This window comes from Mycobacterium sp. PSTR-4-N, assembly GCF_022348085.1.
In the GTDB taxonomy this organism is placed as follows: domain Bacteria; phylum Actinomycetota; class Actinomycetes; order Mycobacteriales; family Mycobacteriaceae; genus Mycobacterium.
This window is the reverse complement of sequence record NZ_JAKRFN010000004.1, coordinates 276,050-298,349: the sequence shown is the minus strand read 5'-3', so window position 1 is coordinate 298,349 and position 22,300 is coordinate 276,050. Positions and strand designations below refer to the sequence as shown.

At 67.9% G+C, this 22,300-nt stretch carries 22 protein-coding genes; 5 read left to right on the top strand and 17 right to left on the bottom strand.

The annotated features are described in order from the left end of the window. The first annotated feature begins 16 nt into the window (after positions 1–16). The gene (locus tag MHN84_RS08265) at positions 17–271 is read left to right on the top strand and encodes a DUF2631 domain-containing protein (protein WP_241204139.1); all 255 of its coding nucleotides are present in this window, start codon (positions 17–19) and stop codon (positions 269–271) included. A 1-nt stretch (position 272) separates the two neighbouring features. Here the strand turns inward: MHN84_RS08265 and MHN84_RS08260 are convergent, their stop codons facing one another. After that, entirely contained in the window at positions 273–1,697 is a 1,425-nt protein-coding gene (locus MHN84_RS08260; RefSeq protein ID WP_241204138.1) for a wax ester/triacylglycerol synthase family O-acyltransferase, read from the bottom strand. 88 nt (positions 1,698–1,785) lie between these two features. Here MHN84_RS08260 and MHN84_RS08255 point away from each other — a divergent pair, with 88 nt between their 5' ends. Both MHN84_RS08255 and MHN84_RS08250 read left to right on the top strand, forming a co-directional pair. Next, positions 1,786–2,580, top strand: a complete 795-nt coding sequence (locus tag MHN84_RS08255) for an acyl-CoA thioesterase II (protein WP_241204137.1) — start codon at positions 1,786–1,788, stop codon at positions 2,578–2,580. Between the two features lie 46 nt (positions 2,581–2,626). Beyond that, positions 2,627–3,640: a zinc-binding dehydrogenase gene (locus tag MHN84_RS08250; RefSeq protein ID WP_241204136.1), complete on the top strand. Its 1,014-nt coding sequence runs from the start codon at positions 2,627–2,629 to the stop codon at positions 3,638–3,640. 1 nt (position 3,641) lies between these two features. On the opposite strand, the gene rlmN is transcribed toward MHN84_RS08250, so the two are convergent. The 5 genes from rlmN to MHN84_RS08225 all read right to left on the bottom strand — a co-directional run bounded on the left by rlmN (position 3,642) and on the right by MHN84_RS08225 (position 7,801). Then, positions 3,642–4,751, bottom strand: a complete 1,110-nt coding sequence (gene rlmN, locus MHN84_RS08245; RefSeq protein ID WP_241204135.1) for a 23S rRNA (adenine(2503)-C(2))-methyltransferase RlmN — start codon at positions 4,749–4,751, stop codon at positions 3,642–3,644. A 16-nt stretch (positions 4,752–4,767) separates the two neighbouring features. Beyond that, on the bottom strand, positions 4,768–5,649 hold the full coding sequence (locus MHN84_RS08240; protein ID WP_241204134.1) for a phosphatidate cytidylyltransferase: 882 nt from the start codon (positions 5,647–5,649) through the stop codon (positions 4,768–4,770). A 1-nt stretch (position 5,650) separates the two neighbouring features. Further along, positions 5,651–6,208 (bottom strand): ribosome recycling factor, encoded by a 558-nt coding sequence (gene frr, locus MHN84_RS08235; RefSeq protein WP_241204133.1) that lies wholly within the window; start codon positions 6,206–6,208, stop codon positions 5,651–5,653. A 43-nt stretch (positions 6,209–6,251) separates the two neighbouring features. Then, on the bottom strand, positions 6,252–7,004 hold the full coding sequence (gene pyrH, locus MHN84_RS08230; protein ID WP_241204132.1) for a UMP kinase: 753 nt from the start codon (positions 7,002–7,004) through the stop codon (positions 6,252–6,254). Between the two features lie 107 nt (positions 7,005–7,111). After that, a complete protein-coding gene (locus MHN84_RS08225) occupies positions 7,112–7,801 on the bottom strand; it encodes a class I SAM-dependent methyltransferase (RefSeq protein ID WP_241204131.1) in 690 nt (229 codons plus the stop codon). A 37-nt stretch (positions 7,802–7,838) separates the two neighbouring features. Between MHN84_RS08225 and MHN84_RS08220 the strand changes: the two genes are divergently transcribed. Then, complete coding sequence (locus MHN84_RS08220) at positions 7,839–8,264, top strand: MarR family winged helix-turn-helix transcriptional regulator (protein ID WP_241204130.1); 426 nt, start codon at positions 7,839–7,841, stop codon at positions 8,262–8,264. A gap of 18 nt (positions 8,265–8,282) precedes the next feature. Here MHN84_RS08220 and MHN84_RS08215 read toward each other — a convergent pair whose 3' ends face one another. The 9 genes from MHN84_RS08215 to rpsB all read right to left on the bottom strand — a co-directional run bounded on the left by MHN84_RS08215 (position 8,283) and on the right by rpsB (position 19,390). Next, on the bottom strand, positions 8,283–10,289 hold the full coding sequence (locus MHN84_RS08215; protein WP_241204129.1) for a primary-amine oxidase: 2,007 nt from the start codon (positions 10,287–10,289) through the stop codon (positions 8,283–8,285). Beyond that, complete coding sequence (locus MHN84_RS08210) at positions 10,289–11,800, bottom strand: APC family permease (RefSeq protein WP_241204128.1); 1,512 nt, start codon at positions 11,798–11,800, stop codon at positions 10,289–10,291. Before MHN84_RS08210 ends, MHN84_RS08215 begins: the two co-directional genes overlap by 1 nt. Positions 11,801–11,815: 15 nt before the next feature. Beyond that, positions 11,816–12,517 carry an ABC transporter ATP-binding protein gene (locus MHN84_RS08205; protein WP_241204127.1) on the bottom strand — a complete coding sequence of 234 codons (702 nt, stop codon included), beginning with the start codon at positions 12,515–12,517 and terminating at the stop codon, positions 11,816–11,818. A 1-nt stretch (position 12,518) separates the two neighbouring features. Next, complete coding sequence (locus tag MHN84_RS08200; RefSeq protein ID WP_241204126.1) at positions 12,519–13,085, bottom strand: FtsX-like permease family protein; 567 nt, start codon at positions 13,083–13,085, stop codon at positions 12,519–12,521. Next, positions 13,082–14,257 (bottom strand): FtsX-like permease family protein, encoded by a 1,176-nt coding sequence (locus MHN84_RS08195; RefSeq protein WP_241204125.1) that lies wholly within the window; start codon positions 14,255–14,257, stop codon positions 13,082–13,084. Before MHN84_RS08195 ends, MHN84_RS08200 begins: the two co-directional genes overlap by 4 nt. 123 nt (positions 14,258–14,380) lie before the next feature. Further along, the gene (locus tag MHN84_RS08190) at positions 14,381–15,787 is read right to left on the bottom strand and encodes an amidase (RefSeq protein ID WP_241204124.1); all 1,407 of its coding nucleotides are present in this window, start codon (positions 15,785–15,787) and stop codon (positions 14,381–14,383) included. A gap of 49 nt (positions 15,788–15,836) precedes the next feature. Beyond that, positions 15,837–17,327 (bottom strand): sugar transferase, encoded by a 1,491-nt coding sequence (locus tag MHN84_RS08185; RefSeq protein ID WP_241204123.1) that lies wholly within the window; start codon positions 17,325–17,327, stop codon positions 15,837–15,839. A 379-nt stretch (positions 17,328–17,706) separates the two neighbouring features. Further along, the gene (gene tsf, locus MHN84_RS08180) at positions 17,707–18,522 is read right to left on the bottom strand and encodes a translation elongation factor Ts (RefSeq protein WP_241204122.1); all 816 of its coding nucleotides are present in this window, start codon (positions 18,520–18,522) and stop codon (positions 17,707–17,709) included. Positions 18,523–18,532: 10 nt separating this feature from the next. After that, on the bottom strand, positions 18,533–19,390 hold the full coding sequence (rpsB, locus tag MHN84_RS08175) for a 30S ribosomal protein S2 (RefSeq protein ID WP_241204121.1): 858 nt from the start codon (positions 19,388–19,390) through the stop codon (positions 18,533–18,535). Between the two features lie 274 nt (positions 19,391–19,664). Here rpsB and MHN84_RS08170 point away from each other — a divergent pair, with 274 nt between their 5' ends. Further along, on the top strand, positions 19,665–20,165 hold the full coding sequence (locus tag MHN84_RS08170) for a M23 family metallopeptidase (RefSeq protein ID WP_241204120.1): 501 nt from the start codon (positions 19,665–19,667) through the stop codon (positions 20,163–20,165). Between the two features lie 3 nt (positions 20,166–20,168). Here MHN84_RS08170 and MHN84_RS08165 read toward each other — a convergent pair whose 3' ends face one another. After that, a complete protein-coding gene (locus MHN84_RS08165; protein WP_241204218.1) occupies positions 20,169–21,071 on the bottom strand; it encodes a tyrosine recombinase XerC in 903 nt (300 codons plus the stop codon). 33 nt (positions 21,072–21,104) lie between these two features. Further along, complete coding sequence (locus MHN84_RS08160; protein WP_241204119.1) at positions 21,105–22,265, bottom strand: lactate 2-monooxygenase; 1,161 nt, start codon at positions 22,263–22,265, stop codon at positions 21,105–21,107. Between the last annotated feature and the right edge of the window lie 35 nt (positions 22,266–22,300).

The window sequence follows — 22,300 nt, the reverse complement described above, 5'->3', positions numbered from 1 at the left end:
GACCAGAGGAGCAGCTGTGGCAAGCACCGAGGTGGAACGACACACAGGTGTCGACGTCGAGGACGTGCCGTCCGCCGAGTGGGGCTGGTCGAAGGAGAACCCCCGGCTGCAGCAGATCGGCGGACTCTTCGCAGGGGTGTTCCTGCTGCTGATGATGCACGGCAACCATCAGGGCCACGTCGAGGACTGGTTCCTGGTCGCCGGTGCGGCCCTGCTGTTCGGCTACGTCGCGCGCAGCTGGTACCTGCACCGCAACCGCGACACCCGCTAGCTCAGACGGCCAGCGGTAACGCGCCGGCGACCGGCGTCAACGTCTCCGGCAGTCCGGCGGCGGCACGGATCTCGGCGAATGCGCCCAGCAGCGCATCGGTGGCTTCGTGCGGATCGTCGAGCGTGCGGTCGTCGGTGAGCACCGAGATGGACAGCTGGTCCACATAGCTCCACACCGTGATGTTCATGCCGCTGCCCGCCACGATCGGGCCCACCGAATAGATCTCGCTGACCGTCGCACCGTGCACGAGGCCGCGTTCCCGCGGACCGGGCACGTTCGAGATCGTCAGATTCATCACCAGCGACGACTCCAGGCGCCGCGCCTGCTGCCGGAAGATGCGCGGCGTGGTCGCCGGCGGCAGGTAGGACAACCACGAGGGCAGCAGGGTGGGGCCGAGCAGCCTGTGGTTCTCCTTGGCGATCGCCGTGGCGGTGGCCGTCAACCGCACCCGCTCCAGCGGATCCGCGACGTGCACGGGCAACGACGGTGTGATGTAGGTGAATTCGTTCCCCATCACGCGGGTGGGAGACGTGTCGACGCTGACGGGTACGCCGGCGATGAGCGGCGCCTCGGCGGCGCCGTCATAGCGCAGCTGCAACCGGCGCAACGCACCCGCCGCCGTGGCGAGCACGATGTCGTTGAGCGTCACACCGAGATGGCGCGCCGTGTCCTTGACATCGGCGAGAGCCAGCGGCGCGGTGGCGAAGCGCCGCACCGGGGAGACGACGTGATTGATGAACGTCGGTGGCGGGGCGAAGTTGCGCGCCAAGTCGGGGTGGGGTCCGCGCTCACGGGCGCTGCGGCGGACGCGCGCGACGCCCGCCGCGGTCTCGCCCAACAGCCGTGGCACCCTGCGCAACCCGCGCACATGGTCGCGGCCCGCGGCGCGCAGTAGGTTGAGCGGGGCGGTCGAATCGGCTCGCGCCTCGGCGAGTGCGCCGCGCACGTCGGGCTCCTCCGCTCCGATCACCATCGCCATCTGATTCGCCGAGGCCATCCCGTCTGCGAGCACGTGATGCACTTTGTGGATCACCGCGATCTTGTTGTCCGGCAATCCTTCTGCCACGTACATCTCCCACAGCGGCCGCGAGCGGTCCAGCGGTGTGCCGGCGATCTCACCGATCAGCTCGTCGAGTTCGCGGCGCCCTCCCGGCGCACGAACCCGGGCGCGGCGGATGTGATAGTCGACGTCGATCTCGGCGTTCTGCACCCACATGGGGTGGTGCAACTTCAACGGGATGTCGACCAGCTGGCACCGTAGCGGCGCCAGCGCGTGCAACCGCGGCAGCGCCAGCTTCCGGAAGAGATCGAAATCGTAGCCGGGCACCCGGGACACATCGAGCACCCCGATCTTGAGGGTGTGCATGTGGATCTCGGGAGTCTCGCTGTAGAGCATCATGGCGTCCACACCGTTGAGCCGCTTCACTCACTCACCCGCCCTCACCCGCGAACCGTTGCCGGACCCCATACCCATTCCGTGCGATAACGGCACATCACGATAGCGTTCACCCCCGATGACACGTGTCGAGAAGAGCTGGATCGCCGAGCTGTTGACGTTCGATCGCCGCGACGGCGACGTCTTCGTCCTGACCGCGCCCGACTCCGGACCGGGGGTGTCCTTGTTCGGCGGGATGATCGCCGCGCAGGCACTGGCCGCCGCGGGCGCCACCGTCGATCCGGCCAAGCTGCCCCAGTCGCTGCACCTCTACTTCGTCCGCGGGGGCAGATACGGGGAGCAGGTCGAGTTCCGCGTGGAACGCACCCGGGACGGACGGTCCTTCGACACCCGGCGCGTCACCGCGGTACAGCACGATGCGGTCATCCTCGAGATGATCGCGTCGTTCCACATCCCCGAACCCGGGGCCGACGAGCAGCCTGTGACGGTGCTGACGCTGGACTTGGCCGACGCGCACCACGAGGTGGCGGGTCTGGAGTACACCGACCGGCTCGAGATCCGCACCGCCCGGAACTGCAGCCCACTTGCGCTGCCGCCGTTCTGGATTCGTTCTCGCACGCCGGTCGACGACGATCCGCTGCTGCGGGCCTGCACGCTGGCGTTCCTGTCCGATTTCGGTCCCGTGCCCGCGGCGCGGCCGTCGGGCGTGACGCTCCCCGCCGGCGCCGGCTTCGCCGCCAGCCTGGACCACTCGGTGTGGTTCCACCGGCCCTTCGTCCCGCATGACTGGCACCTGTACGACGTGGTCGCGCGCAACCACAACGACTCCCGCGGGCTGGTGATGGGCTCGCTCTACGACCGGAACGGGGTGCTCGTCGCCTCGACCACCCAGGAAGCGCTGTGGCGTCCCTGACGCAACCGGGTCCGGCGGGGCCGCTGTTTCGGTAGGTTCTACCGACGTGCCCACGCTGACGAACCGCCAGATCGTGCTGCGCCGCCGACCGCAGGGGCTCGTCGCTCCGGACGACACCGAACTCGTCGAAGGCACTGCGCCCACCCCCGCCGACGGCGAGGCGTTGGTGCGCACCACCTACGTCGGCATCGACGCCGCGGCGCGCACCTGGCTCGACGACCAACCGAGCTATCTGCCGCCGGTGGCGCTGGGTGAGGTGATCCGCGCCGCAGGCATCGGCGTGGTCGTCGAATCCCGTTGTCCGGCATATTCAGTCGGTGACGTGGTGACCACGCTGACCGGATTCTCGGAGTACACGATCGTGCGCGACGACCTGTTCACCACCCCGGTGCCGGGTCCCGGCGATCAGGTCGACCAGCGCGCGGTGATGTCGCTGTACGGGCCGACGGGCGCGACCGCATATTTCGGCATGACCGGCATCGGCAAGCCCGCGCCCGGGGAGACCGTCGTGGTGTCGGCGGCAGGCGGGGCAACCGGATCGGTGGCGGGTCAGATCGCGCGCATCGCCGGAGCCCGGGTGGTGGGCATCGCGGGAGGACCGCAGAAGTGCCGAGCAGTGGTCGAGGACTTCGGCTTCGACGCCTGCATCGACTACCGCACCGACGACCTCCCGACTGCGCTCAAGGCGCACTGTCCCCGCGGCGTCGACGTGTACTTCGACAACGTCGGCGGACCCATCCTCGACGCGGTGCTCGGCAGGCTCGCCCACAAGGCGCGGGTGGTGCTGTGCGGGGTCATCTCCAGCTATCTGACCGGCGAGCACCCGGGCCCGAGCAACTACGTCAACCTGCTCGCCAAGACCGCACTGATGCAGGGCTTCAACGCCCTGGACGAGTGGGGCCGATTCGACGAGGCATTCGCGGCGTTGCGGCGCTGGGATGCCGAAGGCCTACTCGTGCACCGCGAGCACGTCTACGAGGGCATCGAGTCCTGCGTCGACGCACTCAACGGGCTGTTCACCGGCGCGAACATCGGCAAGACCCTGGTCCGTCTCAGCTGACTCAGCCCTGCGCCGCCAGCTGGCCGCAGGCCGCGGCGATCTCCCGGCCGCGTGTATCGCGCACCGTGCACGAGACCCCACGCTCCCGCACGCGGCGCACGAACTCCCGCTCCGCGGGCTTCGGGCTGGCATCCCATTTGCTGCCCGGCGTCGGGTTCAGCGGGATCAGGTTGACGTGTGCCAGCGGACCCAACGCGCCGTGCAGCTTCTTGCCGAGCAGATCGGCCCGCCACGGCTGGTCGTTGACGTCGCGGATCAGCGCGTACTCGATCGACACGCGCCGCCCGGTCGCGTCGGCGTAGTAGCGTGCGGCGTCGAGCGCCTCGCTGACCTTCCAGCGGTTGTTCACCGGCACCAGGGTGTCGCGCAGCTCGTCGTCGGGGGTGTGCAACGACAGCGCGAGCGTGACGTTGAGCTTCTCGTCGGCGAGCTTGCGGATCGCCGGGGCCAGCCCGACGGTCGACACCGTCACCGACCGCGCCGAGATGCCGAAGCCCTCCGGCACGGGTGCGGTGATCTTCCGGACGGCGGCGACGACGCGGTTGTAGTTGGCCAGCGGCTCGCCCATGCCCATGAACACGATGTTGGACAACCGTGAGCCGTCGCGCTCCCGCAGCTCGGCGGCCGCCGACCGGACCTGCTCGAGGATCTCGGCCGTCGACAGGTTGCGTTTGAGGCCGCCCTGCCCGGTCGCGCAGAACGGGCACGCCATCCCGCAGCCGGCCTGCGAGGAGATGCACACGGTGTTGCGGTCGGGGTAGCGCATCAGCACCGACTCGAACGTCGTCTGATCCGCCGCCCGCCACAGCACCTTGCGGGTCTCCCCCGCATCGCATTCGATCTCCCGGGCCGCGGCGAACAGTGTCGGGAACAGGGCCTCGCCCACCTGCTCACGCACCGCCGCCGGCAGGTCCGTCATCTGCGTCGGGTCGGCGATCAACCGGCCGAAGTACTGATTGGCCAACTGTTTGCCGCGAAATGCCGGCAACCCCAGCTCGGCGACCGCGGCCGCCCGGCCGCCGTCATCGAGATCGGCGAAGTGCCGCGGCGGCATCGCGCGACGCGGGGCATCGAAGACGAGGGGCAAAGGAGCCCCGGCAGAACCAGACATGACTGCAGCCAGTATCTCAGGCCAACAGGGTCAGGACGATCCATCCAGCCACCGCGGACGGCAGCATCGCGTCGATGCGGTCCATCAGACCGCCGTGACCGGGCAGCAGCGTGCCCATGTCCTTGATGCCGAGATCGCGCTTGATCTGCGATTCCACCAGGTCACCGAGCACTCCGGTGATCACCAGCATCACACCCAGCGGGACACCGACCCATGCCGGCTTGTCCAGCAGGAACGTGACGGACAACACCGCGGCGGCGGTGCCGAACACCAGCGATCCGCCGAGGCCTTCCCAGGATTTCTTGGGGCTGATCGCCGGCGCCATCAGGTGCTTGCCGAACAGCACGCCCGCGACATAGCCGCCGATGTCGGCGAACACGACCGTGGCGATCACCGTGAACACGCGCACGCCGCCGTGGTCGGCGAAGATCAGCAGCGCCGTGAACGCCGCGAACATCGGCACCCAGGTGGCCAGCAGCACGGACGCTGCGATGTCGCGGAGATAGTTGACGGGCTGGCTGCCCAGCCCCTGCCCGAGCAGTCGCCACACCATGGCGACGACGATCGTGCCGGCATAACCGCCCAGCAGTCCCGCCATGCCGAACGGCCACGTCAGCCAGATCATCGCCTGGCCGCCGACCAGCAGCGGGATCACTGGTAGCACGTAGCCGTGCTCGCGCAGGCGACGAATCACCTCGTGGGTGGCGATCGCAATGGCCGCCGCCAACAACGGCAACCACCAGATCGGCGCGAACAGCAGCGTGCCGATCGCCATCGCCCCGAGCACCACACCCACCGCGATCGCTGCGGGAAGGTTGCGTCCGGCGCGGGACTTCTTCTGGGTCGGCGCTGGATCGACCGGCTTGTCTGCCACGGGAGTCGGTTGCTGATCGGTCACCTCAGACCTCCAGCAGCTCGCCTTCTTTGTGTTTGACCAGCTCGTCGATCTGGGTCGTGTATTGCGCCGTGGTCTTGTCGAGATCCTTCTCCGCCCGGGTGACCTCGTCCTCGCCCGCGTCGCCGTCCTTCTTGATCCGGCTCAGTTCCTCCATGGCCTTCCGGCGGATGTTGCGCACCGAGACCTTCGCGTCCTCACCCTTGGCCTTGGCCTGCTTGACCAGGTCACGGCGGCGCTCCTCGGTCAGCTGAGGAATCGCGACACGGATGACGTTGCCGTCGTTGGAGGGGTTGACGCCCAGGTCGGAGTTGCGGATCGCGTCCTCGATGTTGCGCAACTGGTTGGCCTCGTACGGCTTGATCACCACGAGCCGCGGTTCGGGGACGTTGATGCTCGACAGCTGCGTGATCGGGGTCGCGGAGCCGTAGTAGTCGATGCTGATCCGGTTGAACATGCCGGGGTTGGCCCGTCCGGTGCGGATCGCCCCCAGGTCGTCTCGGGCCACCGACACGGCCTTCTCCATCTTCTCCTCGGCATCGAAGAGCGTCTCGTCGATCACCTGAATCTTCTCCCGTCGCTTCGCTCGCCGATCACATCACCGATCACGAGGTGGTGACCAGTGTGCCGATCTTCTCACCTGCGACCGCGCGGGCGATATTGCCGTCGGTGAGCAGGTTGAACACCATGATCGGCATCTTGTTGTCCATACAGAGGCTGAACGCGGTCGCGTCCGCCACGGCCAGGCCGCGATCGATGACCTCGCGGTGCGTGATCGACGTCAACAGCGTGGCATCGGGATCGGTGCGCGGGTCGGCGGTGAACACCCCGTCGACCGCCTTGGCCATCAGCACGACATCCGCCCTGATCTCCAGGGCCCGTTGCGCGGCGGTGGTGTCGGTGGAGAAGTAGGGCAGTCCCATCCCGGCGCCGAAGATCACCACACGGCCCTTCTCCAGGTGCCGCTGCGCGCGCAGCGGGATGTAGGGCTCGGCGACCTGACCCATCGTGATCGCGGTCTGCACGCGTGTCTGGATACCTTCCTTCTCCAGGAAGTCCTGCAGCGCAAGGCTGTTCATCACGGTGCCGAGCATGCCCATGTAGTCGGAGCGGGTGCGCTCCATGCCCCGCTGCTGCAGCTGGGCACCGCGGAAGAAGTTGCCGCCGCCGATGACGACCGCCACCTGGACGCCGCTGCGCACCACCTCGGCGATCTGGCGGGCGACGAGCGCGACGACGTCGGGGTCGAGACCGACCTGCCCGCCGCCGAACATCTCACCGCCCAGCTTGAGCAGTACGCGGCTGTAAGCGGGCCTGATCGACGATGTCGGGCCCCCGTTGGCTGTGCCGTCCGCCATCCGACTCCTTCTCGCTCGCGCTTGGCCGCCCCCGAGAATGCCGCAGACGGCTCCCCCATCCTGCCTCATCGCAGGCCGCGCGCGTCGCTCAGGGGCGCCCGGGTGTGTCAGCCGGCGTGCGCGGTGAGAAGCCAGGCACCCACCGACTTGCGGCCGGGCGCCTCGTCGCGGATGTCGGCGCCCGCGAACGTCGCGAATCCGGCGGCGAAGGACTCCGGCACCTCGGCGTGGATGCGGGCGGGGCGAATGTCGTCGATCGTCCAGTACCGGGCGACGACGTCGCGCAGCTCGGGCTCGGTGACGGCGTTGACCGGACCGCCCTCGGGCATCGCGGCCCGGTCGAAGACGAGCACGACGTACGTCGCGCCGGGCGCCGCGGCGCGCACGATCGACTGCTGGTAGCCGTCGCGCAGCTCCACCGGCATCGAGTGGAACAGTGTCGAGTCGATGATCGTGCCGAATCGGCCGTCATAGCCGGTGAACGCGCTGATGTCGGCGACCTCGAAGGTCGCGTTGCCCAGCCCGCGGCGGGCGGCATCGGCTCGTGCCAGGTCGATGGCGGTCCGCGACTGGTCCAGTCCGACGACGGTGAAGCCGCGTTCGGCGAGGTACATCGACACCGCCGCCTCGCCGCACCCGGCGTCGAGCACGTCACCGTGACAGATGCCGGCGTCGATCAGCGCGCGGATCTCGGGCTGCGGCTCGCCGATGCTCCACGGCGGCCGAGTGCCTGTGCCCATCTCCTCGGCTTCGCCGCGGTAGGCGGCGTCGAACATCGCGTCACTGGGATTCGTCATACCATCTTTGGTATCAATGAGATTGATATGCGTCAAGATGGTTGACATGGGCGAGCGCGACGGCACCCCGCTGGGCTACCTGCTGCACCGGTTGGCGTCCGCGTTGCGCGCCGACGTCACGAGTGCGGTGCTCGAGCCCTTGGATCTGAGCTTCCCGCAGTACATCTGCATGCGGCTGCTGTCGCGACAGCCCGGACGGTCCAACGCCGAACTGGCCCGCGACGTGATGGTGTCTCCCCAGGCGATGAACATGGTGGTGCGGAGCCTGCAGGAACGTGGTCTGGTCTCGCGGCCCGCGGCGGTCGCGTCGGGCCGCGCGCTGCCCGCCGAGTTGACCCGTCAGGGGCGGGCCCTGCTCGCGCGCACCGATGACGGAATTCGGGACGCCGAGCAGCGGGTGCTGGGCTCGCTGTCGGAGCGTGACCGCCGCGAGTTGCGGCGCATCCTGACCGCACTGACCTGACCTGGTCACTCTTTCCGGTCAGGATTCCATCGCGCGCTCCGCCACGGGCAGTCCGCTGTGGTTCATGTGGCACGACTTGGGCGGTGACGGCGGCAGGTCCAGCGCCGGGTTGCCGTCGAAGAACCCGATCGGCTTCAGATGGAAGCCCGCATACGCACACGGCATCACCGGCCAGTCCTCCGGCCGGACCACGTGGTGCGCCCCCAGCGTGTACCAGAGCACCACGTCGGTGTTCTCCAGCGGCGCGTCGTCGGCGATGAACTCCGGCAGACCCTGCATGTCCGCTGACTGATACATGTAGTCACCCGCGGCGAACATCTCCGTGGGGTCGTAGCGCGTCACCCAGAGGTTGTGCTGAACGAACCGGGCACGGTCGTAGATGTAGGAACCCTCCTGCACCATCACCGGCACGATGTCCTTGGGCACCAGCTTGTAGGCCACCGGGCTGCCCAGTTCGTTGACCTTCGCCGGGTTGGTGACCTTCCAGTACCGCCCCGTCGACCAGTTCCAGTCGCGCGCCCCGTCGGCCTCCGACGCCACGAGCGTGTCCCGCACGATCCACGCGTTGTGGTGCGGATTGAGCTCCGGATCCGGTTCCGGTATCGAATCCACCTCGTAGACACTGTTGTTCGACCCGTCGACGCTCATGTCGAGCCGAAAGTTGAAGAAATGCTGGTGATTCGGGCCGTAGATGCCGGGGGCGACCATCTTGCCCCAGCGCGGCGTCTCCCCGTCGGGAACGGCCCCGGTGGTCAGCACACCGGAGAGCTTCACCTCGACCTCGATCGAGGCGTCGTTGTACAGGTACCAGAAGAAGCCGTACTCGTAGTTGCCCACGGTGCAGATCATCGAGATCACCAGCCGGCGGGACCGTCGGACCTCGACCTCTTCGGTGCGGAAGTCGGTGTGCTTCCACGAGATCCCGTAATCCTCCTCGTGCATGCAGATCGCATTCGGGATCGTCACCGCGTTGCCGCTCGAATCATTGACCGTGCCGTCGAAGTAGAAGATCTCGCCCAGGCAGTCACATCCCAGCGTCAGCGGATTGGCCGAGAACCCCATCCCGACTTCGCCCATGTCGAAAACGTTCTTGTTCCAGTGCGTCGGCGACGTGTCCCCATACGGCACCACCATCTCCGACAGCGATGCGCGGTAGAGGATCGGTCGGGTGACGCCGCGGTCGGTGTAGGTCACCTCGTGCAGGGTGACGCCCTCACGTGGATTGAAGCCGATGCGCAGCGACCATTTCTGCCAGGTGACGTTCCAGCCGTCGACGGTGAAACTGGGCCCGTCGGGCTGGGTGATCTCGATCGGCTTCACGTCGTCGCGGAACTGCGTGAACGCCGGTCGGTTGTTCGCATCGAACATGAACTTCTCGGAGTAGTTGCCTGCCGTCGGCGGTAACGGCACCACCCCGTGGTCCTCCACGTCGAGCACCGTCATGGCGTCGAGGTCGAACGTGACGATCAACCCCTCGACCGGGCGGGCGTAACCGTGCTCCGAGGGCGCGGCACGCATGAACGTCAGCGGCCGGCAGATCAGAGCCGAGTTGTCGTAATGGTCTGCGCTGCCGTAATAGCCGGCCGGCCACGGATCGATCATCGCCAGGCTGAAGTCGGTGACGCCGCGCTTGCGCATCGCGTCCTGCCAGCGCGGATCCTCTCGGACCTTCTCCTCCACCCCGGTCATGTGCTCGACGAGATAGGACGGGAAGCGGCCGGGCACGGGTGTCCACGTCTCGAGGAGCCGGGCGTCGAGGTTCACGACGGCCTCGTACACCATCTTGGCCGCGGCGTCGTACATCGTGACGAATGCACACCGTGGCACATCCGTGCCCGCGAAGGTCAGCGTCTCCGTCTTCGCCGGCTCCGCCAAGTAGATCATGACGAATTTCAGTGTCGGCGTGTCGTATTGACTCGAGCGCACGACAGCAGCCGCGGCTTCGATCTCGGCCCCGGTGAGCGGATCGAGCGGATACCGCCCGACGGTGTCGGCGGACTGGGTGCGGGTGTCCTCCAGTGTCATCAGACGCTACCTTCCGCCTTGTCCTTGTCGGTGAGGTCGAAGACCGCGAGGTGGGCCAACGAATCCTCTTGGGAGATCTTGTGCGCGGAACGCCTGCCGAAGACGTAGACGATCAGGCCGAGTGCGAACATGCCCACGCTGATGCCGCCGACCCAGGTCATCCAGGTCGCCGACGGCACGTCGATCCACGGCGTGACGAACGAGTAGTAGACGCCGCCGATGGTCCCCACGGTGCCCACGACGACGGCGATCCAGACGCCGGTCATACCGCCGGGGATTCGCCAGAATTGTTCTGCGGCATAGCGATCGGCGTACTTGCGCCGGGCGATCACGACCGGGAACAGGAAGAAGAATCCGGACAGCAGCCACACCGTGGACAACCCACCCTGCAGATAGATGGTGACGTTGGCCATGCTGCTCTGTGAGTACAGGCCCACCAGGATCAGCGACGAGATGACACCCTGGATCAGGATGGCTGTCACCGGATTACGGGTGCGTGGATTGAGATGGGTGAACAGCCGCGGCAGGTGCCGTTCCAGGCCGGAGACGAAGATCAGCCGGGAGTAGGCGACCTGATAGGTCATCAACGCCACGATGATGATGAACGCCAGCACGACCGCGCAGACCTCCATCAGACCGGGGAAGCCGGCCACATCCAGCATGCCGATCACCCCGGTGACCGGGTCGATCTCATCGCTGGGCAGGGCCATCATGGTGCCCAGCGTGGTCAGCAGGTAGATCGCGACCAGAGCGGCGGATCCCCACAGGATCATCTTCGGCCCGCTCTTGCGCACCGAGAGGAACTCGGCGCCCATGTTGTACGGGGTCTCCACACCGAGCAGATACAGCAGCACGGTGCCGTAGAGGAAGCCGGCGACGGCGAAGTTGGGGATCGTGGCCTCGGCCCAGCTGAACGGCGTGCCCGATCCGTTGTTGACCGCGAAGAGAAGGCCGCAGATGAAGATCGTCAGGGTCAGGATGCCGTACACCACGAAGACGATGTTCATGATCTTCTGATTCGCAGCCAGTTTCGCGAGGGCGAGCCCGATCACCGTCCAGAGGATCACCAGCTGCAAGATGATGCTCGTGGTCAGGCCGAGTTCGGCATGGAACGCGAGCAACAGGAACTGCAACACGACCGCCGGCGACGACGCGGCGTTGAGGATCACCGGTACCCACGACAGATAGCCGCCGATGAAGCCCCACGTCTCCCCCATGGTGCGGGTGGCCCAGATGTACACACCACCTTGGCCGGGCCAGAGGTTTCCCAACTCCACGACCGCCATACCGGCCGGGATCAGGAACGTCAGGATCCCCAGCACCCACATCGGGATCGCCGTCCAGCCGCCCGCGGCCATCACCGACGACCCGGTGACCCAGCAGATGATGAACACGTAGGCCGCCGTCAGGCCGAACGTCGTCATCACCTTGGGCAGGATCTGTTCGGGTACCAGCTCCGTGGTCATCAGCGCGTCGCGCCCCTGGGGTGGCGCGGGTTCGGTCTGCGTCATAGGTTGTCTCCCAACTCAGTTGACGATCTGTCCGTCTTTCATGCGGACGACACGGCTCGCTTCGTCGGCCACCGTGGGGTCATGGGTGCTGGCGACCACGGTGACGCCCATGGTCGAGCAGAGCTCGCGCAGCATGCGCACGACGGTCTCGCCGGTGCGGTGATCGAGGTTCGCCGTCGGTTCGTCGGCCAGTACGAGGGCCGGGTTGCTGATCAGCGAGCGGGCGATCGCGGTGCGTTGCTGCTCGCCGCCCGACATCTTGGTCGGCTGATGGTGGATCCGGTGACCGAGACCGACCAGCTCGAGCAGCTCGACCGCCCGCCGGCGCAGCGCGTCGCGATCGTAGGGTTCGAACATCAGTGGCAGCTCGACGTTCTCGACCGCCGACAGAAACGGGATCAGGTTGTAGCTCTGGAAGATGAAGCCGACCTTGTCGTGCCGCAGCGCGGCGAATTGGCTTTCTGTCAGGGCGGCGGTGTCCTGGCCCGCGACGGTCACGGACCCTTTCGTCGGCCTGTCGAGGCCGCCGATGATGTTGAGCAGCGTGGACTTTCCACTACCGCTGGGGCCCATCAGGCACACGAACTCGCCCGGCATGACGGTGAGGTCGGCCGCCATCAACGCCTTGACGACCTCGTCGCCGAGTTTGTGCAGTTTCCAGACATCCGAGATCTCGATGACGGGCGCAGGTGCGGGGGCGGGCGCGGATGCGGTCATGTCAGCTTCCTTCGGTCAACGAACGAATCGGAGGACGTGAGGCCGCCTTCCACGTCGGCACGATGCTGGTCGCCAGGGCGGCCACGATGCTGACGCCGACTGCGACCGCAGCGCCGACTGCCGATCCGGCCACCGACACACCGGTGCCGACCACCCCGGCCACGGCCAGGGCCACCCCTGTCAGCGCCGCCAGCAGCGCCCCGGCGACGGCACCCACCACCGCGGCGATCGCAGGTTCGACGAGGAGGGCGGCGACGACCGGTGGGCGAGGCACCCCGTTGGCGCCGAGCACGCCGAGCTCCCGGGTGCGTTGCGTGACGGTTCTCGTGGTCGCCACCGCGACCTCGGCGACACCGACCAGCAGCACCGTGACGGCGATCAGCGTGACCGCGTGCCCGATCTCGTCGGCGTGCCCCAACACCGCTGACTGACTACGGATTCCGTCGCTCATGCCGAAGACGAGCACCACGAGGTACGCCCCGGTGGCGGTGGTCACGGCAGGCAGCACCATCTCCCGGACGCGGCGGCGGGCGGCGAGCCATCCGTAGGTCAAGCCCTTGGCGATCATCGCGCACCCAGCAGTTCGACAGGACGCTGCTGGAGCAGCCGGTGTACCGGCACCAGGGCTCCGACGATGGCCATGGCGGGCAGGAACATCGCGGTCATCGCGATGCCCTGCAGCCAGGACGTCACCGTGGCGATTCCCGGAATGACCAGCGCCACAGCGATTCCCGCGGCAGCAATACCCAACACATAAGCGGTCACGAACACGATTGCCGACTCGACCAGGAAGAAATACAGGACTTCGTCGGCGAGTCCGATACTCGACATGATGCCGAACTCTCGGCGCCGCTCGGTGACCGAGGCCAGAAACGACGACACCGCGATGACGAAGCCCAACCCGAGACCGACGGTCGAGATCAGGCCGAGCGTCGACCCGGTCACCTCGCCGGAGAACAGTGCCGAGAACTTCTGCTCGAAGGTCAGTGGGCCCGAGCCGCCGACGGTGTCGTAGATGAGTCCCGCACCCTTCGGGTCCGGTTGCACGGACGGATCGGCGGTGACCGGCAATCCCACCTCGGCGCCGAACGTCTGCGCCACATCACGGCGCTTCTCGGCTCCGGCAGGAGCCGAGACCACCCACCAACCGCCCTCTCCGACAATGGCTTTGGCCAGCGACGTAGCAACGACCACGGATTGACCGTCGCCGCCGGTCCGGACCAGCAGGCTCTGCCCCCCGATCGTGACACGGTCGCCGTCGGCCAGACCGAGACGCTCGGCCGCGCCGGAGGCCACCGACGCCTCGCCTGCGGCAACGTCGTCGCGACCGCGCAGGGACACCGGATGACCGCTCACCTCCGTCACCCCGGACAGCGTGCGGGTGACCGTCCATCCGGCGGGGACGTCGATGTCGGGCGCGGGACCGTTGGCGACGAGAGCCTCGACGTCGGGGTCGTAGCGCACACCGTCGGCGGGCACCACCCACAGGGCGCCGCCCGAGAGCACATCGGTGACCGAATCTTGGCCTGTGATCGCGAAACTCGCCGACACCGTGCGCACCACGGTCACGCATGCGATGGCCAGCGCGATGCCGAGCACCGACAACACGAAGCGTTCCGGCCGGCGCCGGATGGTGGCCAGCGCGAACCGGATGAGGCACATCACCGTGTTGTGCGAGCCGACGGGCAACCGTTCGGAGCGCATCACCGACGACGAATCGCCGACCTGCTTCGTCTCCACGAGACATGATGGTGGGAGCCACACGTAACACCCAGGGCCGCCAGTGGTGTCGTCGGTGTTAAAACGCCAGGGGCTCAGTTACAGCAGGGTGTCGCGAAGGCAACGGATTTCGTTGCCGACCCGTCACCCCGAGATCGTCGGCCACGGTCGCGCCTGCTCGAGTTCGTAGGCGAGCTCCAGCAGCCGGGCGTCGCGGCCCAGAGGTGCGGAGAACATCATGCCGACCGGCAACCCCGACGCCGACCGTGCCAACGGAAGCGAGATCGCCGGTTCCCCCGTCACGTTCTGCAGCGGCGTGAACGCCACCCAGTCGATGAGCCGCTCGATCACCTGCTGGTAATCAGCGGTCGGATCGAGATGCCCGATGCGCGGCGTGACGTCGGCGAGGGTCGGGGTCAGCAGCAGGTCGTAGGTGGCCTGAAGCCGCGCCGTGATTCGCCGGGTGCGGGCGAGCCGCACCAGCGCCGCGGGCAGGCGCGCCAGGTTGCGAGCAGCGTGCTGCTCCAGCCCGAGGGTGAGGCTGTCCAGCCGGGTGCGGTCGAACGTCTCACCGAAGGTGCGCCGACCACCGCGCACCAACGCGAACGCGAGGAACGACCAGTACAGCAGGAAGTCGTCGATGAAGCGTCGCGGTATCGGGTTGTCCACCACGGTGACTCGATGACCGAGCTCCTCGAGCAGTGCCGCGGTCTGCATCGTCAGTTCGGCGATCTCCGGTGCGGAGTTCCGCGCGATCGACTGCGTGCACACGGCGATGTGCAGGCGCTCGACACCCGGGGCGCGGACGTCGCCGACAGGCGGCAGCTTCGGGTGGGCGACGACGCGTTCCATCTCCCGGTAGAAGGCGGCGGTGTCGCGCACCGTCCGGGTGAGGACCCCGTTGTGCACGATCTGCAGCGGCATCTGACGCACATTGCGATCCAGCGGAAGCCGACCCCTGGAGGGTTTGAGGCCGACCAGGCCGTTGCACGCCGCAGGGATGCGGATGGAGCCGCCGCCGTCGTTGGCGTGCGCGATAGGGACGACACCCGCGGCGACGAACGCGCCCGAACCCGACGAGGAGGCGCCCGCGGTGTGGTCGGTGTGCCACGGGTTGCGCACCGCCCCCAGCCGCGGGTGCTCGGCTGAGGCGCTGAACCCGAACTCCGACAGCTGCGTCTTGCCGAGCGGGATCAACCCGGTGGCCAGGTACGGTTTCGCGAAGTCACCGTCGCTCCGCTCGACCCGGGCCTCCCACGCGTCGGCTCCCTCCCGGGTGGGCATGCCGGCCACCGCCACGTTGTCCTTGATGAACGAGGGCACGCCGTCGAAGTAGCCGCCGTAGGGGTAGGCCAGCCGGGCCCGCGTGCGCGCGCGGTCGAACGCCTCATAGGCCAGGCCGTTGAGCGCCGGATTGACGGCCTCCGTGCGTGCGATGGCGGCGTCGACCAGTTCGGCCGCCGAGACTTCGCCCGCGCGAAGGGCTTCCACGGCACCGACCGCGTCCAGCGTGCCCAGGGCGTCGTCGGTGAAGGCGTCGATGCGGGTCATGGCGCGACGGTACCAGAGCGTACCGATGGCTCAGGCCGTCACGAGGTCATCATTCGGCGCGCTGCAGCACCGCGCCCACGGTCATCGCCAGGATCTTCCAGTCCAACCACAGCGACCAGTTCTCGATGTAGAAGTTGTCCCATTCGGCGCGGTCGGCGATCGAGGTCTGGCCACGAAGGCCGTGCACCTGCGCCCACCCGGTCATCCCCGCCTTCACGCGGTGCCGGTCGCCGTATCGCGCGATCTGGGCGTTGAACAGGTCGACGTACTCGGGCCGCTCCGGGCGTGGGCCGACCAGACTCATCTCGCCCCGGATCACGTTGATCAGCTGCGGCAGCTCGTCGAGCGAGGTCGCACGCATGATCTTGCCGATCCGCGTGCGCCGGTCCTCCCCCTCGACGCCGCCGGGCGCGCTGTCCGCGCGTCGCTCGAACGAGGCGTCGGCCTCGCTCGGCGGCCGCATCGACCGGAACTTGAGGCAGTCGAAGACGCGCCCGTCACGGCCGACCCGGGCCTGGCCGAAGAAAATCGGCCCCGGCGAGCTCAAGCGCACCGCCAGCATCAGCGACAGGAACAGCGGTGAGATCAATACCAGCCCGATCGTCGCCACCAGGCGATCCGAGAAGTGCTTGACCGCGAACTGCCAGCCGCGCGGGTCCGTGCTGGGTACCGAGATCAGCGGAAGTCCGCCGATGTGGTCGATACTGGCATGCACGCCGATGGTGTCGAAGACCCGCGGCACGATCCACACGGCCAGTCCGCGCCGATGCGCGACCTTGACCGCCGCCGTGATGGCCTCGTCCCGGGTGCGGGAGAAGGCCACGATCAGACATCGGGCGTTGGTCCGGTCGATGGCGTCTTCGAGAGTGTCCAGCTTGCCGAGATACGGGATGCTTGCCGGCTTGTCGCGATCCACCCCCATGGACGGGAGGTCGTCGTCGATCAGGCCGATGGGCCGCAACCCGTAACCCGGGGTGACTTCCAGCCGCTCCACCACCTTCGCGGCGATCCTGCCGTTACCGACGATCAGCGTCGGCGAGATCATCTTGTCGCGGCGTATCAGGCGGGTTCGGGCGGCGAACCACAGCAGCCGCCCCAGGGGGATGAGCACCGCGGCGCAGACCCACACCTGGGCCACCGCAGTACTGCGCGATCCCTCGATGTCCGGATTGAGGACGAGCCCGGTCATCAGCAGCATCGCTGCGACCGCGGTGAGCGCTTCGATCTTCGGCAGCTCGTCGAGGAACGAACGGTTCAACGACCGTTTGTAGAGACCGCGGATGGCGAACAGCCCGACCACCGTGGGTGCGAAGAAACACATCATCTGCCACGGCGGCAGCTGCTGATGCCGGTAGTTGGCGACCGTCATGCCGATCGCGACCGCCGCCGACGCGGTCGTCAGATCGACCGCCATCGCGACGACGGGCGACCATGCTTTGCGGCGTCGGGCCGGGGAGACGCCGGACAGCATCCGCAGCTCAAACTGGCGGTCGACGGCATCAGTCTTTGCCGTTTGCGGAGCGTCGATCACACCGGTCATTGCTGACCTCCCCCGACTACGCATTGCTCCACAGGGAAAGATTAACTCTATAGCCGGTCTCATCGCGGGATTTGACCTGAACGTCAGCACTTAGCTGACCTCGACAACATCAGGAGAAACTTTGCTGATCCGGTCTAGTCAGCGGTCGCGGCAAAACAATGACGTCCACACTCGTCGCTGACGGCAACGGGCGGAACACGGCGTTATTGTCGTCAACGCCATTTGTCGTCTCATTTTTGCAATCGTGGCAAAGATCGGTCCGGGTTCGAGCGGTTGCCGTCGACGAGCAACTTCCGGTGCTGCAACATCGCCGAACATCGCCTACAACGCACACAGCCCCCGGAACAGGAGTTCCGGGGGCTGCGCGGTGACGCTGGGGTCAGGCCTGACCGACCTCGAACCGGACGAACCGGGTCACGGTCACGCCGGCATCGTCGAGCAGAGCCTTGACGGTCTTCTTGTTGTCGGACACCGACGGCTGGTCGAGCAGCACGACGTCCTTGTAGAAGCCGGTGACGCGACCCTCGACGATCTTGGGCAGCGCCTGTTCGGGCTTGCCCTCGGCCTTCGCGGTCTCTTCGGCGATGCGACGCTCGTTGGCGACGATGTCCTCGGGCACGTCCTCGCGGGTGAGGTACTTGGCCTTCAGCGCGGCGATCTGCAGGGCCACAGCGTGCGCGGCCGACTTGTCGTCGCCGGTGTACTCGACCAGCACACCGACGGCCGGCGGGAGGTCGGCAGCGCGCTTGTGCAGGTACGTCTCCACCTGGCCGTCGAAGTACGCCACGCGGCGCAGCTCCAACTTCTCGCCGATCTTCGCCGAGAGGTCGGCGATGACCTGCTCGACGGTGGTGTCGCCCGCCTGAGCGGCCTTGAGCGCATCGACGTCGGTCGCCTTGGCCGCGACGGCAGCCGCCACGATCTGGTCGGCGGCGGCCTGGAACTCGGCGTTCTTGGCGACGAAGTCGGTCTCGGAGTTGAGCTCGATCAACGCGCCGTCCTTGGCGGCCACCAGACCTTCGGCGGTCGCGCGCTCGGCGCGCTTGCCGACGTCCTTGGCGCCCTTGATGCGCAGCAGCTCCACAGCCTTGTCGAAATCGCCCTCGGCGTCGACGAGCGCGTTCTTGCTGTCCATCATTCCGGCGCCGGTCAGCTCCCGCAGGCGCTTGACGTCGGCAGCGGTGTAGTTAGCCATAGATGTGTTCCTAGGGGTTCTGTGCGGGGGTGGGTTCGGTCTGGATGTCGGCCTCGGGCGTTCCCGGCGCGGCACCGGCCGCGGTGGGCGACGCCGTCGCACCGGCGAGCAGCTCCTGCTCCCATTCGGCGAGCGGCTCGGCGCCCGCGCCGTCCTGGCCGGCCTCGGCCTTACCGGCACCCGAGCGGGCCTGCAGACCCTCGGCGACCGCGGAGGCGACGACCTTGGTCAGCAGCGCGGCCGAGCGGATCGCGTCGTCGTTGCCCGGGATCGGGTAGTCGACGAGGTCGGGATCGCAGTTGGTGTCGAGGATCGCGATGATCGGGATGTTCAGCTTGCGCGCCTCGGCGACGGCCAGGTGCTCCTTGTTGGTGTCGACGACCCAGATCGCCGACGGCACCTTCTGCATGTCGCGGATACCGCCGAGCGAGCGCTCGAGCTTGTTCTTCTCGCGGGTCAGCATCAGGATTTCCTTCTTGGTGCGACCCTCGAAGCCACCGGTCTGCTCCATCGCCTCGAGCTCCTTGAGGCGCTGCAGGCGCTTGTGCACGGTGGAGAAGTTGGTGAGCATGCCGCCGAGCCAGCGCTGGTTCACATACGGCATGCCGACGCGGGTGGCCTCTTCGGCGATCGATTCCTGCGCCTGCTTCTTGGTGCCGACGAACATGATGGAGCCGCCGTGGGCCACGGTCTCCTTGACGAATTCGTAGGCCTTGTCGATATAGGTCAGCGTCTGCTGCAGATCGATGATGTAGATGCCATTGCGGTCGGTGAAGATGAACCGCTTCATCTTGGGGTTCCAGCGCCGGGTCTGATGCCCGAAGTGGGTGCCGCTGTCGAGCAGCTGCTTCATGGTCACAACAGCCATGGTTGTCCGTACCTTTGAGTTGTCGGTTGTCGTCCGGCATCGGGTGAGCCGGACCCTGGCGACTGCTTCGATGCCGGACCCGAGTCATCGGGACCGCCCGGCATACAGGTGACGAACCGTGAGGTTCGTGCAGACGCGCGAAGTCAGCCCGCGCAAGCGAGCTGCGCAGAGAAGTTTACACGCTCGGAACGGGTGGTTTGACCACGCCGAGGCGCCATCCCCAACCGCTGAACTGGGGCTGGAATGCGGGCGTCTGCTCGGGTGCACTCTTCCGATGCGCATTCCGGCGGCTCTTCTGCTGTGCGTCTCGATCGCGGCCGGGGCGGCGCAGGCCCCCGCGACGGCAGACGGTACTCGTCTGGAGTGGCCGTTGCGGCCGCGCCCGGCGGTGGTGCGAGCGTTCGATGCGCCCGAACGCAACTGGCAGCGCGGGCATCGCGGCGTCGACCTCGCTGCTTCGGTGGCCCAAGTCGTCTACGCCGCGGCGGGCGGCACGGTGGTGTTCGCCGGGGAACTCGCGGGCCGGCCGGTGGTGTCGATCGCCCACCCGGGTGGCTTGCGCACCAGCTACGAGCCCGTGCAGGCGACGGTTCGCCCGGGTCAAACGGTCGGCGCGGGCGCTGCCATCGGTGCGCTGCAGCCAGGTCACGCGGGGTGCGCCTCGGCAGCGTGCCTGCATTGGGGCGCCATGTGGGGTCCCGCGGCGCGCGCCGACTACGTCGACCCGGTCGCGCTGGTGGCGACGACGCCGATCCGGCTCAAGCCGCTGCGGTGAGCATCATGCGCGGGGGTGCGCCTGGTCGTGCACCGCGCGGAGCCGGGCGACGGTGACGTGGGTGTAGAGCTGCGTGGTGGCCAGCGTCGAGTGGCCGAGCAGTTCCTGCACGACTCGCAGGTCGGCGCCGCCCTCGAGGAGGTGGGTGGCTGCGCTGTGCCGCAACCCGTGCGGGCCGATGTCCGGAGCACCGCTCACGGCGGCCATCGTCTGATGCACGACGGTGCGGGCCTGCCGGGGGTCGAGGCGGCCGCCGCGCGCCCCGAGCAGCAACGCCGGGCCCGACGCAGAGGTCGCCAGCGCCGGCCGCCCCTCGGACAGCCAGGACATCAGAGCCGTGTGCGCCGGACCGCCGTAGGGGACGGTGCGCTGCTTGTTTCCCTTGCCGAGCACCCGCAGCACCCGCCGAGAGGTGTCGATGTCGTCGATGTCGAGACCGCAGAGCTCGCTGACCCGCATGCCGGTGGCGTAGAGCATCTCCACGATCAGCCGGTCCCGCAGGGCGATCGGGTCGTTCTGCTCGGCACCGGAGCTCGCCGCATGCATCGCGTCGATCGCCTGATCCTGACGCAGCACCGACGGCAGCGTCCGGCGCGCCTTCGGCGCCTGCAGGCGCACCGACGGGTCCTCGTCGAGCAGGCCGCGGCGCGCCGCCCATGCGGTGAAGGTCTTGACCGCCGACGCCCGCCGGGCCAGCGTGGTCCGCGCCGCGCCCGCCGAGGCTTGCGCGGCCAGCCAGGAGCGCAGCACCGGCAGGGTCAACCCGCGCAGCCCCGTCCCGGGGTGACGACGGGTCAGGAAGTCGAACAGCGAGCGCAGGTCACCCAGGTACGCCCGCCGGGTGTGCTCGGAGCGGCCACGCTCCAGCGCCAGGTAGTTGTCGAATTCGGCGAGAATGGCCTCCACGCCGGTCACGGTGACATCGGACCGGCGCCGGCTCTACAGGACGCGCCGCAGCGTGTCCGGAGTGAGATCTGCCAGGCTGCGGTAGCCGTCGACGGCCATCGTCAGGTCGGTCTCGGCCAGCAGTGAGCGCAGCACGTGCACCAGACCTTCCTCGCCGCCGATGGCCAGGCCGTAGGTGTAGGGCCGGCCGACGCCGACCGCGGTGGCGCCCAGCGCGAGCGCCTTGACGATGTCGGTGCCGCTGCGGATGCCCGAATCGAACAGCACGGGCAACCCGTCAGCGGCGTCGACGACGTCGGGCAGGCAGTCGATCGCCGGTATGCCGCCGTTGGCCTGGCGGCCGCCGTGGGTCGAGCAGTAGATGCCGTCGACGCCGCCGTCTTTGGCCCGGCGCACGTCGTCGGGGTGACAGATTCCTTTCAGTACCAGCGGAAGGTCGGTCAGCGATCGCAGCCAGGGCAGGTCGTCCCAGGTCAACGGGTTACCGAACAGACCCACCCACTTCAGCACGGCAGCCTGCATGTTCTCCTCGGGCGGCTGGGCCAGGCCTGCTCGGAAGACGGGGTCGCTCATGTAGTTGGCCAGGCAGCGGCCGCGCAGTTGCGGGAAGTTCGACGTGGACAGGTCGCGGGGACGCCAGCCGGGAATCCAGGTGTCGAGCGTGACGATGATCGCCTTGTAGCCGGCCTTCTCGGCGCGGTGGACGAGGCTGGCGGCGAGATCCCGGTCGGTCGGGGTGTAGAGCTGGAAGAACCCGGGGGTGTCGCCGAACTCGGCAGCGACGTCTTCGAGGGGGTCTTCGGTGAGCGTCGACACCGCCATCGGCACGCCGGTGCGGGCCGCGGCTCGCGCGGCGGCGAGATCGCCGTGCCCGTCCTGGGCGCAGATCCCGATGACGCCGACGGGCGCCATGAACATCGGCGACGGCAGGCTCAGCCCGAACAGGTCGACGGAGAGATCGCGCTCCGTCGCGCCGACCAGCATGCGGGGCATGAGGCCCCAGCGGTCAAAGGCGGTGCGGTTGGCCCGCTGGGTGTTCTCGTCACCCGCGCCGCCCGCGACGTAGGACCAGATCGACGGCGGCATGGCGACTTCGGCCTTGGCCTCCCAGCCGGCGTAATCCATGGGCAGGGTCGGCTGCACGCCCGAGAGGCCCTGCAGATAGATCTCGTACTGGTAGTTGCCGAAGGTCATGGACCCACCCTGCCATCGGTCTGGGACGTCGGCCG